Below are 17,351 nucleotides of genomic sequence, written 5' to 3'. Positions count from 1 at the left end.
CTCCCAAACATCTTTATTCAGGCTAAAAAAGCTTAATTTCTTCTTTAAATTGCTTTATAATCCTATCTTGAAGGCTACCTCCTGCTCTAAAACTCTTAAATTTTAGCCTATTTTCATTCTCACTAACAAAAATTTTTGGATTTCTACTTTTTTAGCTTACCATTAAAAGGAAATTTACATTTTTTCTTTTTAAAATTGATGCAATGATGGAGTTTTTTAGGGTAAATCAGGTTGGACTAATTAACACTTTTAAAGCTATTCAATTGAAGGAGTAAAAATAAAAAGATTAATCCAGCTAGTCGTTAAAAGGGTGGGATTAAGCATCTAATGAGGCTTATCAATTTGCTCTTATGTTCTTGAATATAACTCTATCTTACTCTAGCTTATCTATTTCATAAACGACGTTAACGTTTGCTTTAATTTCAATGTCGCCTGGTTCTATAGGCGTCAGCTCCGAAGCCATAGTTTTAAGAAACATAGGAGTTAAAGATTGGGGAGATCTAGCAAGGGTATCGTTGAGGGAGATGGATAAAAGGCGGTTTAGTTTTACTTGGGCAGCCTCAGCCATGACTTTAGCATCAGCAATAGCATTCTTAGTGGCTTTGGCGACAGCTTCTTCCCAATAAACTCTTTCATCTTTTAAACTAGCATAGATGTGATCGATTTTATTGGCTCCTGCTTGATGAGCCGTGTCAATAAGAGCGCCGATCTCTTTAATTTTATCTGTCTTTATCTTAAGGGTATTAGAGACTTCATAGCCATTGATGGTAGGGCGCCAGCCAGCAGGCGGATTTTGAGGGGGAAGAGTATAGGTAGGTTGGATGCTAAATTGGCCTGTTTGGTATTCAGACTTATCAAAACCTTTTTTGTTTAGCTCTCGAATGATATTTTGCATTTTTTTAGAATTTTCCGCTAATACACTAGCGGCTTCTGCTCCCAAGTTAGTGACACCAATGGTTAAACTAATTTGGTCTGCTTGCTTATGTAAAACAGCTTGACCTTTCAGGCTCAATGTAGGAGCCTCTGCTGCCGTTGCAAATTCGCCTAAGAACAAGCAAAGTAATAGAGTTAAAACTTTAAACATCATCACCTTTCTTCCTAATTTCTAATTAATTAACCGATAGATCTTCAGGAATCATAGAAAGCGAGGCATATTTCCCTCCCATCTCTCGTAAAAGACTTTGCCAAAGTTTATCGGGAGGAGTATGAAAAATATGCTTAGCGTTGGCAGGATAGACGAACCATGTTTCATCTAGCAATTCTCTTTCCAATTGGCCTGCCCCCCAGCCGGCATATCCAAAGCAAAGATGGATATAAGGCCCATTCTCATCATTTAAAGACTCTTGTAAGAATTGTAAATCTCCACCCAGATAAATATCTTTAGTGATTTGTAAAGCTTGATGAGAAATATCTTTGCCCGTATGAAGAAGCATCATTTGGTTAGTTTGGACAGGCCCTCCTCCACGTATTCCTACACGTGGATTAGCTAAATGTTGGACGCTAATAATTTCTTCAGGCAATTCGAGATCCAAAGGTTTATTGATAACCAGGCCAAAAGATCCACTCGGGTTATGCTCGCAGATAAGAACGACGGCACGAAAGAATATGCCTTTATCGATATCAGGAGAGGCGATCAAAAAATGGCCTTTTTGTATTTGTGTATAGGGGATAGCTTCCATCACTCACCTAACTTAATCTTTTACACCATTCATAACTTGCACAGAATTGTTTGTAAATCTCTAAGTCTGTTCACTCTGGTTTTTTAGCATTCCTGTCTATAAGTTGTTGATTATACATCTTTAATGCCTCTTCAGTCTCAGCTACTCGTCTAAGTAGTTCTCGATAAGCTTTTTGGAACGCTTGATCTTCAAAAAGCTTACATTCTGATGCACTTCCATGGGTTTGCTCAGCCAAAGCATAGACCCGTGAGAGCGAAGTGTTGATTTGATCGATTTCTTGGTTGAAATAATTACGAAATTCTTGAGGGGTAGAGAGGGTGTATAAAAGGTTAAGGCGGCGTGCGCGAAGGCGTTGCCAGCCTTTATCCATATTGAATAGTAAGCCATAGTGGTTAATATCATTCATCATCGTTTCTCCTTTGCTTAAGAAGGAGTTAACTTTCAAATATAGCTGATCAGTCATCAACAATTTTCCTAAGGTTCCTTGCCCCTTTTCAACATAGCTTAAAATATTACTCCCTTTATCTGTAAGTAGGCGAAAGTTGTGGGAAGCTGCAGATAAGTTACTTAACATGCTCTCCACTCTTTCCCATGAGGTAAGGACTTTTTCAGTAAGCGCGTGCGTATTTCCTACCATTTGAGAAAGTTGTAACGGTTGGTTTAGAGCATGAGTGATAGAATTAACATTTTGGATAGCGATTCCTAATTTCTCTATAATTTTTTCTTCCGATATTTCATTGAAAACGGTAGAGATAGAATTAAGAGAGGTATCAAATTTCCCTGCAAGCTCTTTAAATTCTTTAAGGGTATCTTCCACACTACCCGCTTCAGAGGCATACAAAATCTCCTCATTCACAAGGCGTAAAGGTTCTCCTGCCTTGGAAGGAAGTGGAATAATGACGACGGATCTTTCTCCTAGAAGGCCGGAGGTACGCACAGAAATCTCATCGGTGCTAAAGACATTAACATTGGAATCTACATGCAGTACAAGCTCATAAACATAAATAATTCCCTGATACGGTTGACGAGATTCTATCGCATCTTTTATCTCGTGAATAGCGGCTACTTCACCGACAGGTTTACCAGCAAATGAGACTCGGGTGCCTACTGAAATTTTATCAATATTAGGGAAACGTACACGCAGCACCCGCTTTTCATCTCCTAAGGAAGGGTGTAAAAACATTAGAGCAAACACAATGACTGCCATAGCGGTGACAACAAAAATTCCTATCATAATATTTTTCAATGGATCGGTCATAATGATTTTATTTGCTCCAGATTTTTATAATTAGAGGAAGGCGAGTAATCGCGAGTGACGATAGCGTTTTCAAAAAAGGCATTGATTAGGGGATCATCAATTTTAACAAAGTTCTCTTTAGAAGCTATATGGATGAGTTTTCCATCATGATGGAAAGCCAATCGATCACCTACTTCCATAGCAGAATGAATGTCATGGGTGACCACAATACTAGTAGCTTTTAGTTCATGTTTAGTAGTATTGATTAATTGATTGATTTGCTGGGCTGTAATAGGGTCTAAGCCAGTAGTAGGTTCATCATAAAGAATTATTTTAGGCCGATAGATCACTAAGCGAGCTAAAGCCGCTCGTTTACGCATTCCTCCCGATAAATCAGAAGGCATGGCCTTTTGCTTGCCCCTTAATCCCACTATTTCAAGAGCTTCTGCTACGCGTTGCTGTATTTCTCTCTCATCCACTTCTTTTTCATGCTGCCGCAGATAAAAAGCGGTATTTTCTCCGACATTCATGGAATCAAAAAGAGCAGCGCCTTGAAATAGCATGCCTACTTCTTTGGTTACCTTTAGCTGCTCATGTTGGCTAAGAGAATGAAGAGCTTTACCATTGATGTTAATTGTGCCTTGATCAGGAAATTCAATGCCCATAATCTGGCGCAAAAGCACGCTTTTGCCTACTCCCGATCTTCCCAGAATAACTAGCGTTTCGCCTTCATAGACCTCTAAAGTGAGACCTTTAAGGACTTTTAATGCGCCATAGGATTTGTGTAAATTTTGAACTTCGATGATCGCCATTTAAATTCCTTTAGCTTGCAAAGTATTCGATGTAAGCATAGGAGCTATTTAAGGCTACGGTGATTAAAAAGTTGGCGACTAGAATCACAGAATAGCAGATGACCACGCTGTTGGTCGTTGCTCGTCCTACTCCCGCAGCTCCTCCACGCGTGGTCATGCCGCGATAACAGGAAATGGTGATGATGATCACGCCGAAAATAAAAGCTTTTGCCAATCCGCTAAAAAAATCGAAAAGCTCAATGTTGACTGGCAAGGGATCAATAAAAGATGTGGAAGCCATTCCATAGTAATAGACTGCAATAAAGTAGCCTCCTAAAATTCCGCATAAGCAGCTAAAAATGGTAAGCAGGGGCATCATGACTAATCCAGCGATAAAACGAGGGGCCACTAAATAACGTAAAGGATTCACGGACATGGATTTTAAAGCATCAATTTGCTCTGTTACCCGCATAGTACCTAATGTTGCACACATCGAGGCACCTACTCGGCCTGTGATCATGAAAGCTGTAAGCACGGGACCTAATTCTACCAGCATAGATTTGGTGACCATTAAGCCTGTTGCACTAGCAAGCCCTTTATCGGAAAGCTGAAAATAAGCTTGTGCGGCAAGCACCATGCCAGTAGAAAAGCCGGTGATGCCCACGACCGGTAAAGATAAAACTCCGATTTCATACAGTTGGTCGCGAATTAAAAACCATTGAGGAGGCTTGCGCAAGCTTACTGCAATCACTGAGGTAATAAATACAATATAGTCTCCTAAAGAGGCTAAACTGCGTCCAATGGGCGAGCCCAAAAGCCAATGTTTTGACATGCCATACAACTCATCATAAAAAAAGCATTCTATTAGAAAACAATCTTTAATGAAAAGCATAACCTTTAAAGAACGAAAAGCCCTGGCACACAGGAAAAAAATTAACTTAAGGCAAGCTTCTTAAAAAAACTTTCTAGCTTATATCAAAAAGGCTATAAAATTTAGCTTTTATTGCAGTAGCCTTAACTTCTTAAATTTATTTATTTAACCTTCTGAAAATTTTATTTATAAAAGTCTTGCCTTTTCATAACAATTTTTTTCCTTAACTTAAGGGTTGATACTCGCTAGAGTTGGCGAAAAAAAATCAGCTATTAGAAAAGCAGCTTTTTTGCTATCGCATTGATAGGTTTAAAAGGTTAGAGGCTAATAGTCGCGCTTCCATTTAAGCTGTAGCTGAGCGCTTGAGTCATCTCCAACTTGTGCGCGTGCCTTGATGTTACGCCATAGATTTGCTTCTACGCTAATCTCGTTAACTTCAGAGGTAATGCTTTTATTAAGGGAGACAAAAACTCCACGAGAGATATACTTGCCCACTTGTATGGAAACTTCATTAGATTCTTCGCCCTCTGATTTGTTAATATCTATGCGGTCTAAGCCGATACTATCCCGAATTCTAGTGAGTACATCAGGGCCTTTGTTGCCTTCTTTGCTTAAATTACTTATCGATTGAGAAAGTTCAGATCCTTGGAAAGGAGTAATGTCGGTGACGCCTCTTCCAAAAAGTATCCAGGATAATATCTCTCGTTGAGACATAGGAGGATTAGAACGAAAGGCTATGGAGGGGTTTTTTACAGAGCCCTTAAGGATAACTTCCGCCACCATTTTACCTAAATCTTTACTAGCAATCACATAAAGATTGGTTTTTTTATCCGGCTCTCCTGCAAAAGAAATAGTGCCCTCTTTAATATCAAAAGTTTTTCCATTAAAGTTGTAGTCTCCTTCAATGATTTTAACATCTCCAAAAAGCTGAGGGGCCTGAGGGGTACCTTTCACTTTAATTCCTCCTTGCCATAGGCTAGCAAGTGCTTTGCTTTTAATGGCGGTATTAGGAGCTATATCAATTTGCATATCCAATTCTACAGGCCAGGCAGGTTGAGAAGAGTTAAGGAGGGGGGATGTCTCTCCTTCAGGAACATTAATATATCTAACGTCGACAGAGTAGGCGAGTGCGGGAGCTTGTTCAGGAATAGTAATTTGCAGGGAATCAGTTGTAAGATGACCCGTTACCTTGGCTTGACGGGCATTACCTTTAATAATGGCTTCGCCACTAGCTAGGGCTTTAGCAAAGTCAAGGTTTAACAGTTTAATATGTGCTAGTTGGAGATTGAGTGTGAAGGGAAAAGCTAACTCTTTTTTTAATTCTAGCCTACCGCTCCCACGGATCGCACCCTCATTCATATCGAAAGCTTCGAATTCCTGAAGAGTCAGTATTTTATTATTTGCTTCAATTTTAGCATTGAGATGATGAAAAGCCGCCCCGGTAGTCGGACTTTCAAAAGAACCATCCTTAATAATAATGTCTCCGCGCGTATGAAGGTCATTAATTGAACCTGTAACATCTAAAGCGATAGAAGTATGACCTGATATAGAAGAAGACTCTATCTCAAATAAAGGCAAAAAAGGACTAATTTCCCCTTCAGCAGCAAGATGAACCAACAAAGAGTCATGCTCGTTTATTTGAATGTCTAAAGGATTAATAGAAAGGTGAATAGGTAATCTAGCATCTATTTCAATAGGTTTTTGGGTAAGGCCTATGATTTGAGCAGAAGCTGCCATGTGGTTTTCTAAAATAGTTCCTACTATACGGGCTTCTAAAGAGGTGGGAGAGTCTAAAGGATCATCGGCTAACCTTATTTGCGATAGATGGGCACGTAGATGACCTTTTAAATTTTCTGGATTGCCTAATAGATCAATCTCACCTTGTAGATAACCTACTAAAGGAGCTTGTAAATGAAGAGGATAAAACAGCTCTGCTGGCAAATCTTGAAATTGAAAACGGGCGGCTGCATAGGCATTTTCTTTTTGGTGCTCGAGAGTAAAAAATAAATGACCGGTGCCTATCCGCAACGATAAAGGAGAAAGTTCAAAGAAATTGTTATATCTAGTAAAAGTAAAAGCTTTTTGCAAATGAAAAGGCTTTTTTTTCAGTTGTCCTTGAAAAAGTTCTATTTTTACGGCAAGCTCCTCACTATTTAATTTCCAGAAACCGTGGGCCTGGGCCGCTAAAATACTCTCCTCATCTTCTTGAATGGATATCCTAAAAGGCCAATAATCTTTCGTCATCTCCACTTTTGTCTCAGCATTTAATCCTATAAGGGCTCCACTACTGCTATAAGCTTTCGTGGCTTTTAAATGCAGATCTGCTTGAGGAAGGCTGAAAGCATTCGTTATATTCCCAGAGAAAATAGCTTCTTCTAAATAAAAATTGTCATAACGTGCTTTGCCTACCTGCCAGGCAAAATCCATATTTTGTAATTCTTTCTTATCTTCTAATGGTCTTGTATCGTAAAACTTTAAGGACAAATTGCTAGAAGTTAAGAGATCGATATTTAAATATTTTTGCAGCAAATAGCTGTTTTTTATGGAGGCTTCTAGATGACCAATAAGCGTTTTAGTCTCTAACTTATAATGAAGATTTCCGGTTAACTTTTCATTCCCATATTCGGCATAAATATCTTTTAAGTGGATCTGTTGCTCGTTCCATTGCCATGGATTATCTATTTTAAATTTCAACTGGTTGTAGATAAAACTTAAAAAAAGTTGCCCTTTTAAAGCCTGTTTATTTGTTTTAATAAAAGTAAATTGTCCTTCTACATCTTCTAAACTTTCATTGCCAACTTTTAGATGGTCTGTCGAAACTTTGAGCTCGATAATAGGATTGATGACCGTACCCGCAAAAGAGCTGATGAATTGCATAGAGCCTTCTATAGGAAAATCTAAAGGATTTTTCCAGCGTGAAAGGTGGGCTACCACTCCCTTTAGCTTGCCTGCCTCTATTTGAAAAGTCGAGGTATTAAGTAAAAGCTCACCTTCAACTTGCAGAGGTCCTATATGGCCCGCTACTGAATGAACATTTAGCCAGCCATCTGGATGGTAGACATATTTTCCGAATATATCCTCAGAGGTTGATTCAATTATTTTAATATCTTCTATCGCGCTGCATTTAAATTGCCCCTGGTAAGATTGATCAGCAGTAAGGGTTCCTCCTAATTCTAGAGCGGCATCATGAGCCAGCTCTAAGCCTAGCCATTGAAAAAGAAGGCTTTGTTTAGGGGCGAGCAGATCTAAATGATAGGTAAAATGGGAGGAGCCTTGACAAGAAAGATTGAGGCGCATTCCTTCTTGATTTAAAGCTTCTTTTTTTAAGGATAGATTGACATGAGCGATATGATTTTGAGGACGAAAAGTTAAAGAGCCAGAAAGATCCAAAGGAAAAAGCTGGGTAGGAAATTCAGGCGGCAAAAGAGGAGTATCAATCGTAAGATTTTCAATAGAAAGGTCTGCAAAATGAACATTGTAAGGAAAGATTTTCCAAGAGAGCTTAGGCTTGTCAGCAGGAGAGTTTAATGAGGGAGGCGGGTAATCTAAGAGATGCACATGGTTTAAAGAGACTGCCCGTAAAGCAAAAGTTTTGCTGAGTAAGCGCCAATAGGGAATGGAAAGCTTAATTTCATCTATTGTCAGCCAAATCGATTGGTTGTGCTTAATTTTAACCTTATAAGCAACCCAGTTAAAAGGCAGGGGGAAAGCCAGCTCCTCAATCTCTACTTCATGGCCTGTTTTTTCATGAATGATTTCCGTTAAAAAGGAAAGGATGGCCTTTTGGGCGTGAGAAGTTTGTAGATAACCCCATCCAGCTACAAATATACACATCAGCCCCACTAGAAAAACACATAAAACTTTTTTCATATTAAAATGCCTGCCCAATGCTTAAATAGACTTGAAACTTCTCGTCAATATGATATCTACGGTGTAAAGGAACGGCAAGATCTATCCTTAAAGGACCTACAGGAGTGTTATACCTTAAACCAATACCGGCAGATTGTAGGATCTGTTTGTTGAATTGGGGTAAATAATTTTTAAAGACATTTCCAAAATCATAAAAAATTACCCCTCCCCATGTTTCTGTGGCTCGCCAGCGTCCTTCTAAAGAATAGATCATCATAGAACGCCCGCCTATCGGTTCATTATCATGTAAAGGGCTAACTGTCATGAAATGATAGCCCCGCAAAAGATTTTCATTTCCTGCATAAAAGCGTTCAGAAGGAGGTATGGTATGGCGTTTTTTTCCAAATATCGAGCCAAAAGTTCCTTTAGCGGCGAAAACAAAGCGTTTATCCGCGGTAAGAGGAAGATAAATAAAACCTGTAAAAGTATTAATGCAATAGGCAAATTTGGGATGCAGAATCTGTAAAGAAGGGATGATTTTAACATGGAGGGCCAGGCCTTGCGTGGGATCTAAAATATTATTAGTTTTTTTCCAACGCAGCTGGAAAGGGATTTTAAACAAATTAAAATTTCCATTGTTATCAGAATGCGTATCACGTAAACGTTTAAACATCCCTCCATACGAAAGGCGTGTGTAATCATTAAGCTGCCTTTCAAGAATACCTGAGACACTAAATGAGGAAGCATGAAAACCCTTAGTCGTTTGGCGTTGAAATTCTGCCAGCCAGATAAGATCCTGTTTTGAGCGTTGAAAGTCAGGAATAACGTAAGCTAAAGTTCCTTCTTGGAGGCGTTGAGCCATTAATGCTTTAAAGCTAAGCTTTTCACCGCGGCCTCGAATGTTTCGATGTTCCCATTCACCTAAGATCCCTATGCCATCGTCGGTAGAATATCCTATACCTGCCGCAATGCTACGATGTTTTCCTTCTAATACTTCTATTTCTATGGGAAGTAAGCCTTCTTGTGAAGCACTATCGAGGTGAGTAAGGGAAATAGAGCTAAATAGGCCGGTAGCTTCTAAGGCACCGTGAGTTCTTTCAATCGGCGTAGGATGATAGATGTCTCCTAGGTGCCAGGCAATCTTTTTACTAACAAATTCGGAAGAAACGCGCTGGAGGCCCAAAAACTTTACTTCTCCAAAATAGCATTTAGGCCCTGTATTGACCCGAAGGACCACATAAATAGAGTGGGTGGATTGATCGGCAATCACTTCGCGATCTACAATTTTTGCTAGTGGATAGCCCTCTCTTTCTAACTTTAATATTAAAAGCTCTTCGGCATCAAGAATACTTTTAGGAAAGGCGGGACGCCCCAAGGTGAGGCCTAGCTCTGCTTTATCCCCATCAGTATAGAGAGAGGTTAGATCACTTTTAAGGTCTGAAGGGAGAATTTCAAAGCTGGCCAAAGGATAGATGGGCCCGGTATCAATCTTAAAAACTACTTGGGCTGTCTGCTTGTTAAAGTTAACTTCCACATTTACTTTAGCTTGGTAATAGGCTTGGCTATGAAGAGCCTTAATGAGAAAAGGCAGATCTGCTTCAGCACGCCTCCTTAAGCCGCGATTAGTAGAAGGAGGAGAGTTTTGCAGCTCTACAGTTTTAGAGATCGTTTGCAGTAAAGAGAGAGTTTGCTGACTAGAAACCCCCTGAAAAACTACCTGATAAGCTTCGATGGCATATAAAGAAAGGTTCAAAATCACTATAAACATGATCAGGCATAGTATTTTGAAGAAAGAGGCGATCATGCTTTTAAAGTCCTAATTTTCTATTATCCAGCAATAAGGTAAGTATTATTGCCTGATTCTAAATTTTCAACAAGAAAAGAGTCATTTATTTTTGCAAAATAGATTGACTATCAACTAGTTGTTGATCCTTCTTTTCAAAGATTTTTGTAGCCCATAAAGAAAAAAAGAACAAAGGTAGAGAATGGCATGTTTTTTGCTATTAAATAAAAAGTGATGTATGTTTTTTTAGTTTTATTAAGTGGATTTTTTAACTAATTATTATTATAATATAATAATATTAATGGGGGAGATGTATGTCAATTTCTAATGGATTACCTCATTGGCAATCTACCTATCCTTCACGAGAGGGAAATACAGAGGTTAAAAATACTTCTTCATCGCGAGGAGCTATTTTTATAGGGGAAAGAGGGAAGGTAGATCAAGCTGTGCACCAGTTGGCAAGGGCAAATAAATTAAGTGTAGTGGCAGCTGAAAAGCATAAGCCTTTTCAACGCTCTTCCCTTCCAACCGCTAATCCTTTGGTAAAAAGAGTATATAAGCGGACCATTAAATCTACTCCCTCTTTTACTGCAAAGCAAAAAACCCCTCCTAAACCAAACTTTATGTCTTCCAAAGAGCCTGGCTTATATAAAGGTAAGAGGATCTCCTCTTTAGGCTCACAAGAAGATAAAAACATTGATAACATTGCTAAGAGCCAATTTAGCTCTTTCTCTTTTAAGCGAGTATGGGCAGGTTTGCAAAAGATCGGCTTAGCATTCAGGGCGGCTCTTATTATGGCAAGCTCGCCTCTTTTCTCCTTTATTAAATCGATCAAGGCCGCTGTCTTAAATTTCCTCCATAGACAAGACTTGCCCAGTGACTTAACTAAGTCTCATTCCTTTAAAATTAAAAACGACGAGAGAACATTAGAAGGTGAAGGCTTGCCCACTGACTTAGCAAAGTTTAATTCTTTTAGTATTAAAAATGACGAGAGAACATTAAAAGATATTAGTGAAATGATTGGAGGCAAAGAAGTAGATCATCAACTTAGCGATTTAAAATTCGATGATCTGTCTGTTGGAGTCCAATTACCTACTCAATTTTCTTTAGACTTACCGCGTGCTGATAATTTTGTTATTAACGGCAGAAATATGTACCCCCGTACAGAAAAAACCGCAGAGGAGGTAAAAAATTGTGGAGAAAAAATATATGAGGTCTTAGGAAGAGAAGAAACCTTGGTAGTGGGACGTTTTTTTCATCAATCTTGCACCGTGGGGCTCTTGCACAAATTCATTCAGAAAATGGAAAAGTTTAATAATACAAATGAAAAGAATAATAGGTATGCATATGGGCAAGCACCTGGAGGAGAGTTTAATATTAATGTGCATAAGGGGATCGCTCACTTTTCTTATAAGCTCACTTATCAAATTATGAGAGAAGAGGATCCCGAGACTATCATGGCTTATTGCGGAATGGAAACAAGAATTAGCCTGCCTCTTGAAGAATTAAAAAATTTAACTCGCTTAGATCTAGAGAGTTCGGAAGGGCAAGAGCAAGAAAAAGTTAAAGAGCTTGCTCCTAACTTGCAGGCTACGATTGCCTGTACAAAGTTTTATGCAACCCTTGAAGAGGCTCATGAGGCTAATAAAATTCCTAAAAAAGAAATAAAGGAATAATCCCTAGCGCATGATAAAAAAGATTTGGTTTAAGCCGTATTCAACTCAACCGAATTAGCCTGCCTAGCTTCTAGCCAGGCGATTCAGTGTCCTATCCTCCTAGTGGCAGATCATAAGCTTATTTCCCCAAAGGATCATAAGCGTATCGGTAGGTTTTAAAACTTCTCAACAAATTTACGATCACTTATGCTTTTTTTACTCATCTTAAGGTGTAAGAAATGCTTGCTCGCCCTAAAAGCCAAGAAATTTATAGACGTCTTTGCGAAGTGATCCCAGGGGGAGTCAATTCTCCTGTGCGTTCTTGTCAAAATATGCATCAACCTCCTTTAGTGGCGGAACGTGCTTGGCAAGATCTTCTCTATGACGCGGATGGGCATGCCTATATCGACTATTGTGGCTCTTGGGGAGCTCTCGTTCACGGCCATGCGCATCCCCTAATTATAGAAGCTGCGCAAAGACGCATGGCTTTAGGCTCTACGTTTGGTATTACGACTTCAATCGAAGAAGAGCTTGCTCGCTATGTCATCACGCTCATAAAATCGATAGACAAAATTCGCTTTGTCTCTTCAGGCACAGAAGCGACAATGAGTGCCATTCGCCTAGCAAGGGGCTACACTCAACGCGAATTAATTATTAAGTTTGTAGGAAATTATCATGGTCATGCGGATTTCTTTCTCGTACAAGCTGGCTCAGGGGTGGCAGGCTTCCTACCGCAAGCTTCCTCGCAAGGCATTCCTCCTGAGATAGTTCGCCATACAATTTGCTTGCCATATAATGACATAGAAGGGTGTCGCCAAGTGATGCGCGACTCTAGAACCCGAGAACGCATTGCTGCTGTGATCTTAGAACCGATTGCAGGCAATATGGGCGTGGTTCCTGCTACGCAGGAATTTATCCAAATGTTACGCCAAGAAACTTCTGCGGCAGGTGCTTTATTAATTTTTGATGAAGTCATGACAGGTTTTCGGGTGGGGTTAAAGGGAGCGCAGGGCTTGTATGGCGTGCGTCCTGATCTGACCACTTTTGGTAAAATTATTGGAGGGGGTTTTCCTGCGGCTGCTTTTGGAGGGCGTCGTGATATTATGGATTGCTTGGCTCCTTTAGGGCCTGTTTATCAAGCGGGAACGTTATCGGGAAATCCTGTAGCTATGGAAGCTGGTTTACAAGCTCTAAAGCTATTAAATCAAGAAGGTTTCTATGAAGAGCTGCTACGTAAAGCCAATCTTATAACTAAGCCTATTCAGGAATATCTTTTAAGCACAGGCAAGCAGGCTTGCATTCAGCAGGTAGGCTCCATGTTTACGCTGTTTTTTGGTTCTAAAAAAGTTACCCATTTTGGTGATACCAAGCTGTTGGATAACGACATGTTTGCTCGTTTCTTCCGCTATTTATTTGCAAATGGCGTCTATATTCCCCCCTTGCACATTGAGGCATGGTTTGTGTCTCAAGCGCACAGGGAAGAAAATCTAATCAAAACGCGTGATCTTATTTTAAGATTTTTAAAAAAGGAGATGCCTTGATCTTAAAAATAGTTAAGAAGCAAGGAAATTTTCTGCTTTTTTACTCTAAATGGTCCGAGGTTGATTGCCTGAGGCCTTTACAATGACTCTAGCCATTCGATTAGGTATATAGTGATAGGGTAAAATCTCTATATCTACAATGCTAACCGTCTTGAAATCAGCACCTTTTTGAATAGCAGCTTGAATAGCTTGTTGCTGTAACTCTTCTAAGGTCTCCTGGCGATGTTCTAAAGAAACGACGGTATCAATAGTAGCCGAAATGGTAGCAAGGGCAGCACCAAAGGCATTGGCATAATGAGCATAGGGAGGAATAATAAAGCGCCCGTCAAAAAGATGTTGCGGCAATAAAGCAGAGCCCCCTCCAATCATAATCACAGGTAGGGAACGTTCTTCAGGCCCAATTTTTGAGATAAGCTCATAAATCTGTTTGACCACTTCATCGATAACTGCTTTACAACCTTTCCTAGGTAATGTTACGTTTTGGGGGCGGGCACCCGCAATATCTACATAGCCTAAAGCTAGGGCGATATCTGTCAGAGTCAATTGCTTTCCTCCAAAGCTGAGCGATTGCAAGAAAGTTTTATTACCGCAGCTTTTAGGGCCAATATGAATTTTCTCTTGGGTAATTTCGATCTGGCTGCCTCCTCCTAAAGCTATAGAATATACATCAGGCATAGGAAAATTTAAAGTAACTCCTCCTATGCATGAATTATTAAAGCAGCGTCGCGGAATGCCTTTACGAACGATTCCAATATCCGTGGAGGTGCCACCGATATCAATAACAATAGCATCTTCTTTTTGGGCTAGCCGTGATCCTCCAATAAATGAATTGGTAGGGCCGGCTGAGATGGTAAAGATAGGATATTCATTAGCGTTTGCCAAATCCGCTACACTTCCATCGTTTTGCGTAATCCAAAGAGGACAAGCTATGCCAAGATCCCCACAAATAGCCACTAAATTTTTAAACGCGGTAGGCATGACCTGCTTTAAAGCAGCATTTAAAATGGTGGAGTTTTCGCGTTCAATAAAGCCTGCTCCACCAATTTGATGGGAAAGAGAGATAGGCAACTCGCCCTGCGTCATCTCTTGCGCAATTTCTTTTACCAATAGCTCGTGATGAGAATTTAATGAGGCATAGACGCCAATAACCGCTAAGCTTTCAATGTTTTTTTTCAACAATTCTTTTAAAGCCGCTCTAATCTCCGCAGGATTAATGGGTGTGATAGGATCGCCATGGCATTCAAAGCCTCCATTGATAGTAATGGTATCCACATACATGCTTTTTTTAAGAGCAGGAGGCCATAGTAAACAACTAGGTAGAGATTGAGGGTGATGCCCAGCAATGCGAATCACTCCTACGCGGTAAAGATTATCCTGTTGATGAATGGCATTGGCTACCTGAGTAGTTCCTAAAAATATCCCTGTAATATCTTCACGAATAATAGAGGCTTCATCCAGGATTTGCTTTAAAGCTGTTTTGATGCCTGTATTTAAGTCGGGAGTGGTAGCAGTTTTTGCACAGGCAATCACCTCGTTATCAGAGTCTACAAGCACCACATCTGTGTTAGTTCCACCAATGTCGATGCCGATTTTATATTTTTGATTTATTTTCATGTAGTAATACTTAACACGCTGCTTTTTGGGCGTGCTTTATGAATGGGTTTATAATCGGTCTCATAGCCAAATTTTCTAGGACCTACCAAGGCAAGCCCTTGAGGGGTGGTCCAAATATCTGGAGCTGGAAGGGCTATCAAATTAACTCGTAGGCCATATTGGAGTAATTCACTGGTAATAGGAGCTCCTGTTTCTTGCTCTAGCAGCATTAAGATATCAGGAGTGGTAGCAATGATTTTACTATTAATTTTTGCTAATAGATATTCATTTTGAAAAATAAGCTCTATTTTATCTTTGGCATTCTGAATGGTAATGGAGCCTTGAAGAAAACCTTTGGAGATTTCGCGATCTATATCCGTAATTTTTCCCGAGCCAATGAAAATACCTTTGCAATGGTTTAAAATAGCTTCTAAGGGATCTTCTCCTTTTTCTTTTGCCGAGCGGTGAGCTTTTCCTAAGTTAATAGCGCGCGAGATGCTATTAGGTACCGTGCATTCACGGGCCCTAGCACCGGTAATAGGATAAAACGCAAACGCGGCTATTGATCCCATCGCAATGGTAGCGCTACGTCCAATTTTTTCTAAAGCAAAGGTGTTTTTAGCATGGATAACTACAGCGTTGTCTAAGCTATCACTAATAAAGCCAGGGTTAGGAGAAACCCCATAAAGGTGACCGGAACTCATCTGAGCTTCCGGGAAGGCACGTCCCATCATATCCGCATCCAGTACCGGTAATCCCATCTGAAGACCCGTGATAATAGGGGTAAACGCGTTGTGGCCCCCAATCTCAAAAGGCATGATAGCGGTAATCTTTTTATTTAAGTTTTTTTCTACAATCTTAAATAGCTCAACATAATCACGTCCAGTAACAATTTTTTCCATTTCAACAGTGGGGGCTCCCATAAAACCTATGGGAATAACAAGAGCCTCAGGCTTTAAATCGGAGTAGTTAAGAATTGAAAGGGAAGCTTTTTTTTCCATCTCATAGCGGGCCATCATGTAAGCATAAGTAGAATCACCTCCTCCTCCTGATCCTAAAATCGCGCTTCCAATGGCTAAGTCATCTAAGTTTTGCAATGTTAGCTTTTTCACTATATTTCCTTTGAATTAAAACAAAAAATGTACCTAAGGATGAGCCAATCGTGGCATCTAAAACGGGAATAGAGGTTAAAGAAACCCCATTTAGACTAGAAAAGCCCATGGCTAATCCCAACATCCAAGCAAGAAAGTGGCAAAGATAATCGTTAGAGGTCACGGTAAGCTTTTTCACTTGCTCAATAAGATAACGGGTAATAATCACACTGCCCATGCTGGCGACAAAAATTCCCATCACATCCAAAACGATGATAAGATGATTGAGAAAATTGAAACAAGACAAGAAAGTGCCTACGCTTCCAAAAAGTAGAGTCCTTAGTTTTTCTGATTTGATCTTTAAAAGCGGCTCTAAACAGACGGCACCTGAGTATAGATTAATGTTATTTGTGGTCCATCCGGCCAGGATAAGAAATAAAGCTACCCATAAATTCCAAAAATTTCCATTGGATCGTTTTAAAACATCTAAGATTGTTCCTCCCGAGCTTCCGGCAGCTAAGTAGACGCCTACAATTTCTAGAATAGGGAGGGCTAGCACGAAAATGATGGAAATGCTGATAAACCCGTCTTTACTTGTTTTAGCATGGCGATAATAGGTAGGTAAATCGATCACAAAGGCAATAGCTAAAGCGATAACCATTGAAATGCCGGCGAAGGAGAAAGGTACAGAAGAAACCGATGGGGGGGCATCATCAACAGTGAAGAAAGCATAGCCTAAGGTAAGGATTAAAAGAGGCAGGCTAAGATTGGATAGAAAATTAATGGACTTGATCCCATAAAGGGCAGCCATGGTAATTAAACTGCCGAGCATAAGATTGGATAGCACGCCGGGCAAAGCCTGGTTTTTATCAAGTGCTAATAAGTCAAATACACTTAAGCTCATCATATTGAGCTGGATAGCGAACCATCCGACTAACGATACACACATCGTTAAGGCAAAAAAAGTTACTCCTGTTTCCCCAAAATATTCGGTAGCATTTAAAGGTGTAGTTTTTCTTTTCTCGCAGCTCATCTTCGTCGTAGCTAGACCTAAAAGAAGTAAAATGGCATTTCCCAAGATGATAGCGGCAACAGAAGAGGCAAAACCGTAAGTTTGGTAGAGTGTTTGCCCAATAACGATGACAGGCAAGCAGATAACGCCACCAATTTGAATACTTGATAATTGCCACCAATTACGTTGATTATCCATATGTTTATCCCTCAAATAATTTAAAAGAAGTCTTATAGTGCAAAGACTAGT

Annotated in this window: 12 protein-coding genes; 2 read left to right on the top strand and 10 right to left on the bottom strand. The window is 39.9% G+C overall.

What is annotated here, in order from left to right; all coding sequences use genetic code 11:
* Positions 1–373 precede the first annotated feature (373 nt).
* The 7 genes from NEOC65_RS00660 to NEOC65_RS00630 all read right to left on the bottom strand — a co-directional run bounded on the left by NEOC65_RS00660 (position 374) and on the right by NEOC65_RS00630 (position 10,231).
* Complete coding sequence (locus NEOC65_RS00660) at positions 374–1,087, bottom strand: SIMPL domain-containing protein (protein ID WP_213152163.1); 714 nt, start codon at positions 1,085–1,087, stop codon at positions 374–376.
* 22 nt (positions 1,088–1,109) lie between these two features.
* The gene (locus NEOC65_RS00655) at positions 1,110–1,679 is read right to left on the bottom strand and encodes a YqgE/AlgH family protein (RefSeq protein WP_166156431.1); all 570 of its coding nucleotides are present in this window, start codon (positions 1,677–1,679) and stop codon (positions 1,110–1,112) included.
* A gap of 70 nt (positions 1,680–1,749) precedes the next feature.
* Entirely contained in the window at positions 1,750–2,937 is a 1,188-nt protein-coding gene (locus tag NEOC65_RS00650) for an MlaD family protein (protein WP_166156434.1), read from the bottom strand.
* Positions 2,934–3,728 (bottom strand): ABC transporter ATP-binding protein, encoded by a 795-nt coding sequence (locus NEOC65_RS00645; protein ID WP_213155386.1) that lies wholly within the window; start codon positions 3,726–3,728, stop codon positions 2,934–2,936. Before NEOC65_RS00645 ends, NEOC65_RS00650 begins: the two co-directional genes overlap by 4 nt.
* 10 nt (positions 3,729–3,738) lie before the next feature.
* The gene (locus NEOC65_RS00640) at positions 3,739–4,539 is read right to left on the bottom strand and encodes an MlaE family ABC transporter permease (RefSeq protein ID WP_166156440.1); all 801 of its coding nucleotides are present in this window, start codon (positions 4,537–4,539) and stop codon (positions 3,739–3,741) included.
* Positions 4,540–4,902: 363 nt separating this feature from the next.
* Positions 4,903–8,448 carry a translocation/assembly module TamB domain-containing protein gene (locus NEOC65_RS00635; RefSeq protein ID WP_213155385.1) on the bottom strand — a complete coding sequence of 1,182 codons (3,546 nt, stop codon included), beginning with the start codon at positions 8,446–8,448 and terminating at the stop codon, positions 4,903–4,905.
* A 1-nt stretch (position 8,449) separates the two neighbouring features.
* Positions 8,450–10,231, bottom strand: coding sequence for an autotransporter assembly complex protein TamA (locus NEOC65_RS00630; protein WP_213155384.1), 1,782 nt, complete (start codon positions 10,229–10,231; stop codon positions 8,450–8,452).
* 293 nt (positions 10,232–10,524) lie between these two features.
* Here NEOC65_RS00630 and NEOC65_RS00625 point away from each other — a divergent pair, with 293 nt between their 5' ends.
* Positions 10,525–11,886, top strand: a complete 1,362-nt coding sequence (locus tag NEOC65_RS00625; protein ID WP_213155383.1) for a hypothetical protein — start codon at positions 10,525–10,527, stop codon at positions 11,884–11,886.
* Between the two features lie 218 nt (positions 11,887–12,104).
* Positions 12,105–13,406 (top strand): glutamate-1-semialdehyde 2,1-aminomutase, encoded by a 1,302-nt coding sequence (hemL, locus tag NEOC65_RS00620; protein ID WP_213155382.1) that lies wholly within the window; start codon positions 12,105–12,107, stop codon positions 13,404–13,406.
* Between the two features lie 45 nt (positions 13,407–13,451).
* Here the strand turns inward: hemL and NEOC65_RS00615 are convergent, their stop codons facing one another.
* From NEOC65_RS00615 to NEOC65_RS00605, 3 genes are read right to left on the bottom strand one after another with little or no spacing between them, the layout of a single operon-like run.
* A complete protein-coding gene (locus NEOC65_RS00615; RefSeq protein ID WP_213155381.1) occupies positions 13,452–15,020 on the bottom strand; it encodes a hydantoinase/oxoprolinase family protein in 1,569 nt (522 codons plus the stop codon).
* The gene (locus NEOC65_RS00610; protein ID WP_166156458.1) at positions 15,017–16,111 is read right to left on the bottom strand and encodes an S-methyl thiohydantoin desulfurase domain-containing protein; all 1,095 of its coding nucleotides are present in this window, start codon (positions 16,109–16,111) and stop codon (positions 15,017–15,019) included. The genes NEOC65_RS00615 and NEOC65_RS00610 overlap by 4 nt, the downstream gene beginning before the upstream one ends.
* The gene (locus NEOC65_RS00605; RefSeq protein WP_213155380.1) at positions 16,080–17,300 is read right to left on the bottom strand and encodes a purine-cytosine permease family protein; all 1,221 of its coding nucleotides are present in this window, start codon (positions 17,298–17,300) and stop codon (positions 16,080–16,082) included. Before NEOC65_RS00605 ends, NEOC65_RS00610 begins: the two co-directional genes overlap by 32 nt.
* Positions 17,301–17,351: the final 51 nt, after the last annotated feature.

Source organism: Neochlamydia sp. AcF65 (genome assembly GCF_018342435.1).
Taxonomy (GTDB): Bacteria; Chlamydiota; Chlamydiia; order Chlamydiales; family Parachlamydiaceae; genus Neochlamydia.
The sequence above is the reverse complement of the archived record's forward strand: the minus strand, read 5'-3'. Positions and strand labels throughout refer to the sequence as shown.

Bases quoted from the DNA above. Each gene is read 5' to 3' on its own strand.
- NEOC65_RS00615 (WP_213155381.1), bottom strand. From the start codon at position 15,020: ATGAAAATAAATCAAAAATATAAAATCGGCATCGACATTGGTGGAACT.
- NEOC65_RS00630 (WP_213155384.1), bottom strand. From the start codon at position 10,231: ATGATCGCCTCTTTCTTCAAAATACTATGCCTGATCATGTTTATAGTG.
- NEOC65_RS00650 (WP_166156434.1), bottom strand. From the start codon at position 2,937: ATGACCGATCCATTGAAAAATATTATGATAGGAATTTTTGTTGTCACC.
- NEOC65_RS00635 (WP_213155385.1), bottom strand. From the start codon at position 8,448: ATGAAAAAAGTTTTATGTGTTTTTCTAGTGGGGCTGATGTGTATATTT.
- NEOC65_RS00640 (WP_166156440.1), bottom strand. From the start codon at position 4,539: ATGTCAAAACATTGGCTTTTGGGCTCGCCCATTGGACGCAGTTTAGCC.
- NEOC65_RS00605 (WP_213155380.1), bottom strand. From the start codon at position 17,300: ATGGATAATCAACGTAATTGGTGGCAATTATCAAGTATTCAAATTGGT.
- hemL (WP_213155382.1), top strand. From the start codon at position 12,105: ATGCTTGCTCGCCCTAAAAGCCAAGAAATTTATAGACGTCTTTGCGAA.
- NEOC65_RS00655 (WP_166156431.1), bottom strand. From the start codon at position 1,679: ATGGAAGCTATCCCCTATACACAAATACAAAAAGGCCATTTTTTGATC.
- NEOC65_RS00645 (WP_213155386.1), bottom strand. From the start codon at position 3,728: ATGGCGATCATCGAAGTTCAAAATTTACACAAATCCTATGGCGCATTA.
- NEOC65_RS00625 (WP_213155383.1), top strand. From the start codon at position 10,525: ATGTCAATTTCTAATGGATTACCTCATTGGCAATCTACCTATCCTTCA.
- NEOC65_RS00660 (WP_213152163.1), bottom strand. From the start codon at position 1,087: ATGATGTTTAAAGTTTTAACTCTATTACTTTGCTTGTTCTTAGGCGAA.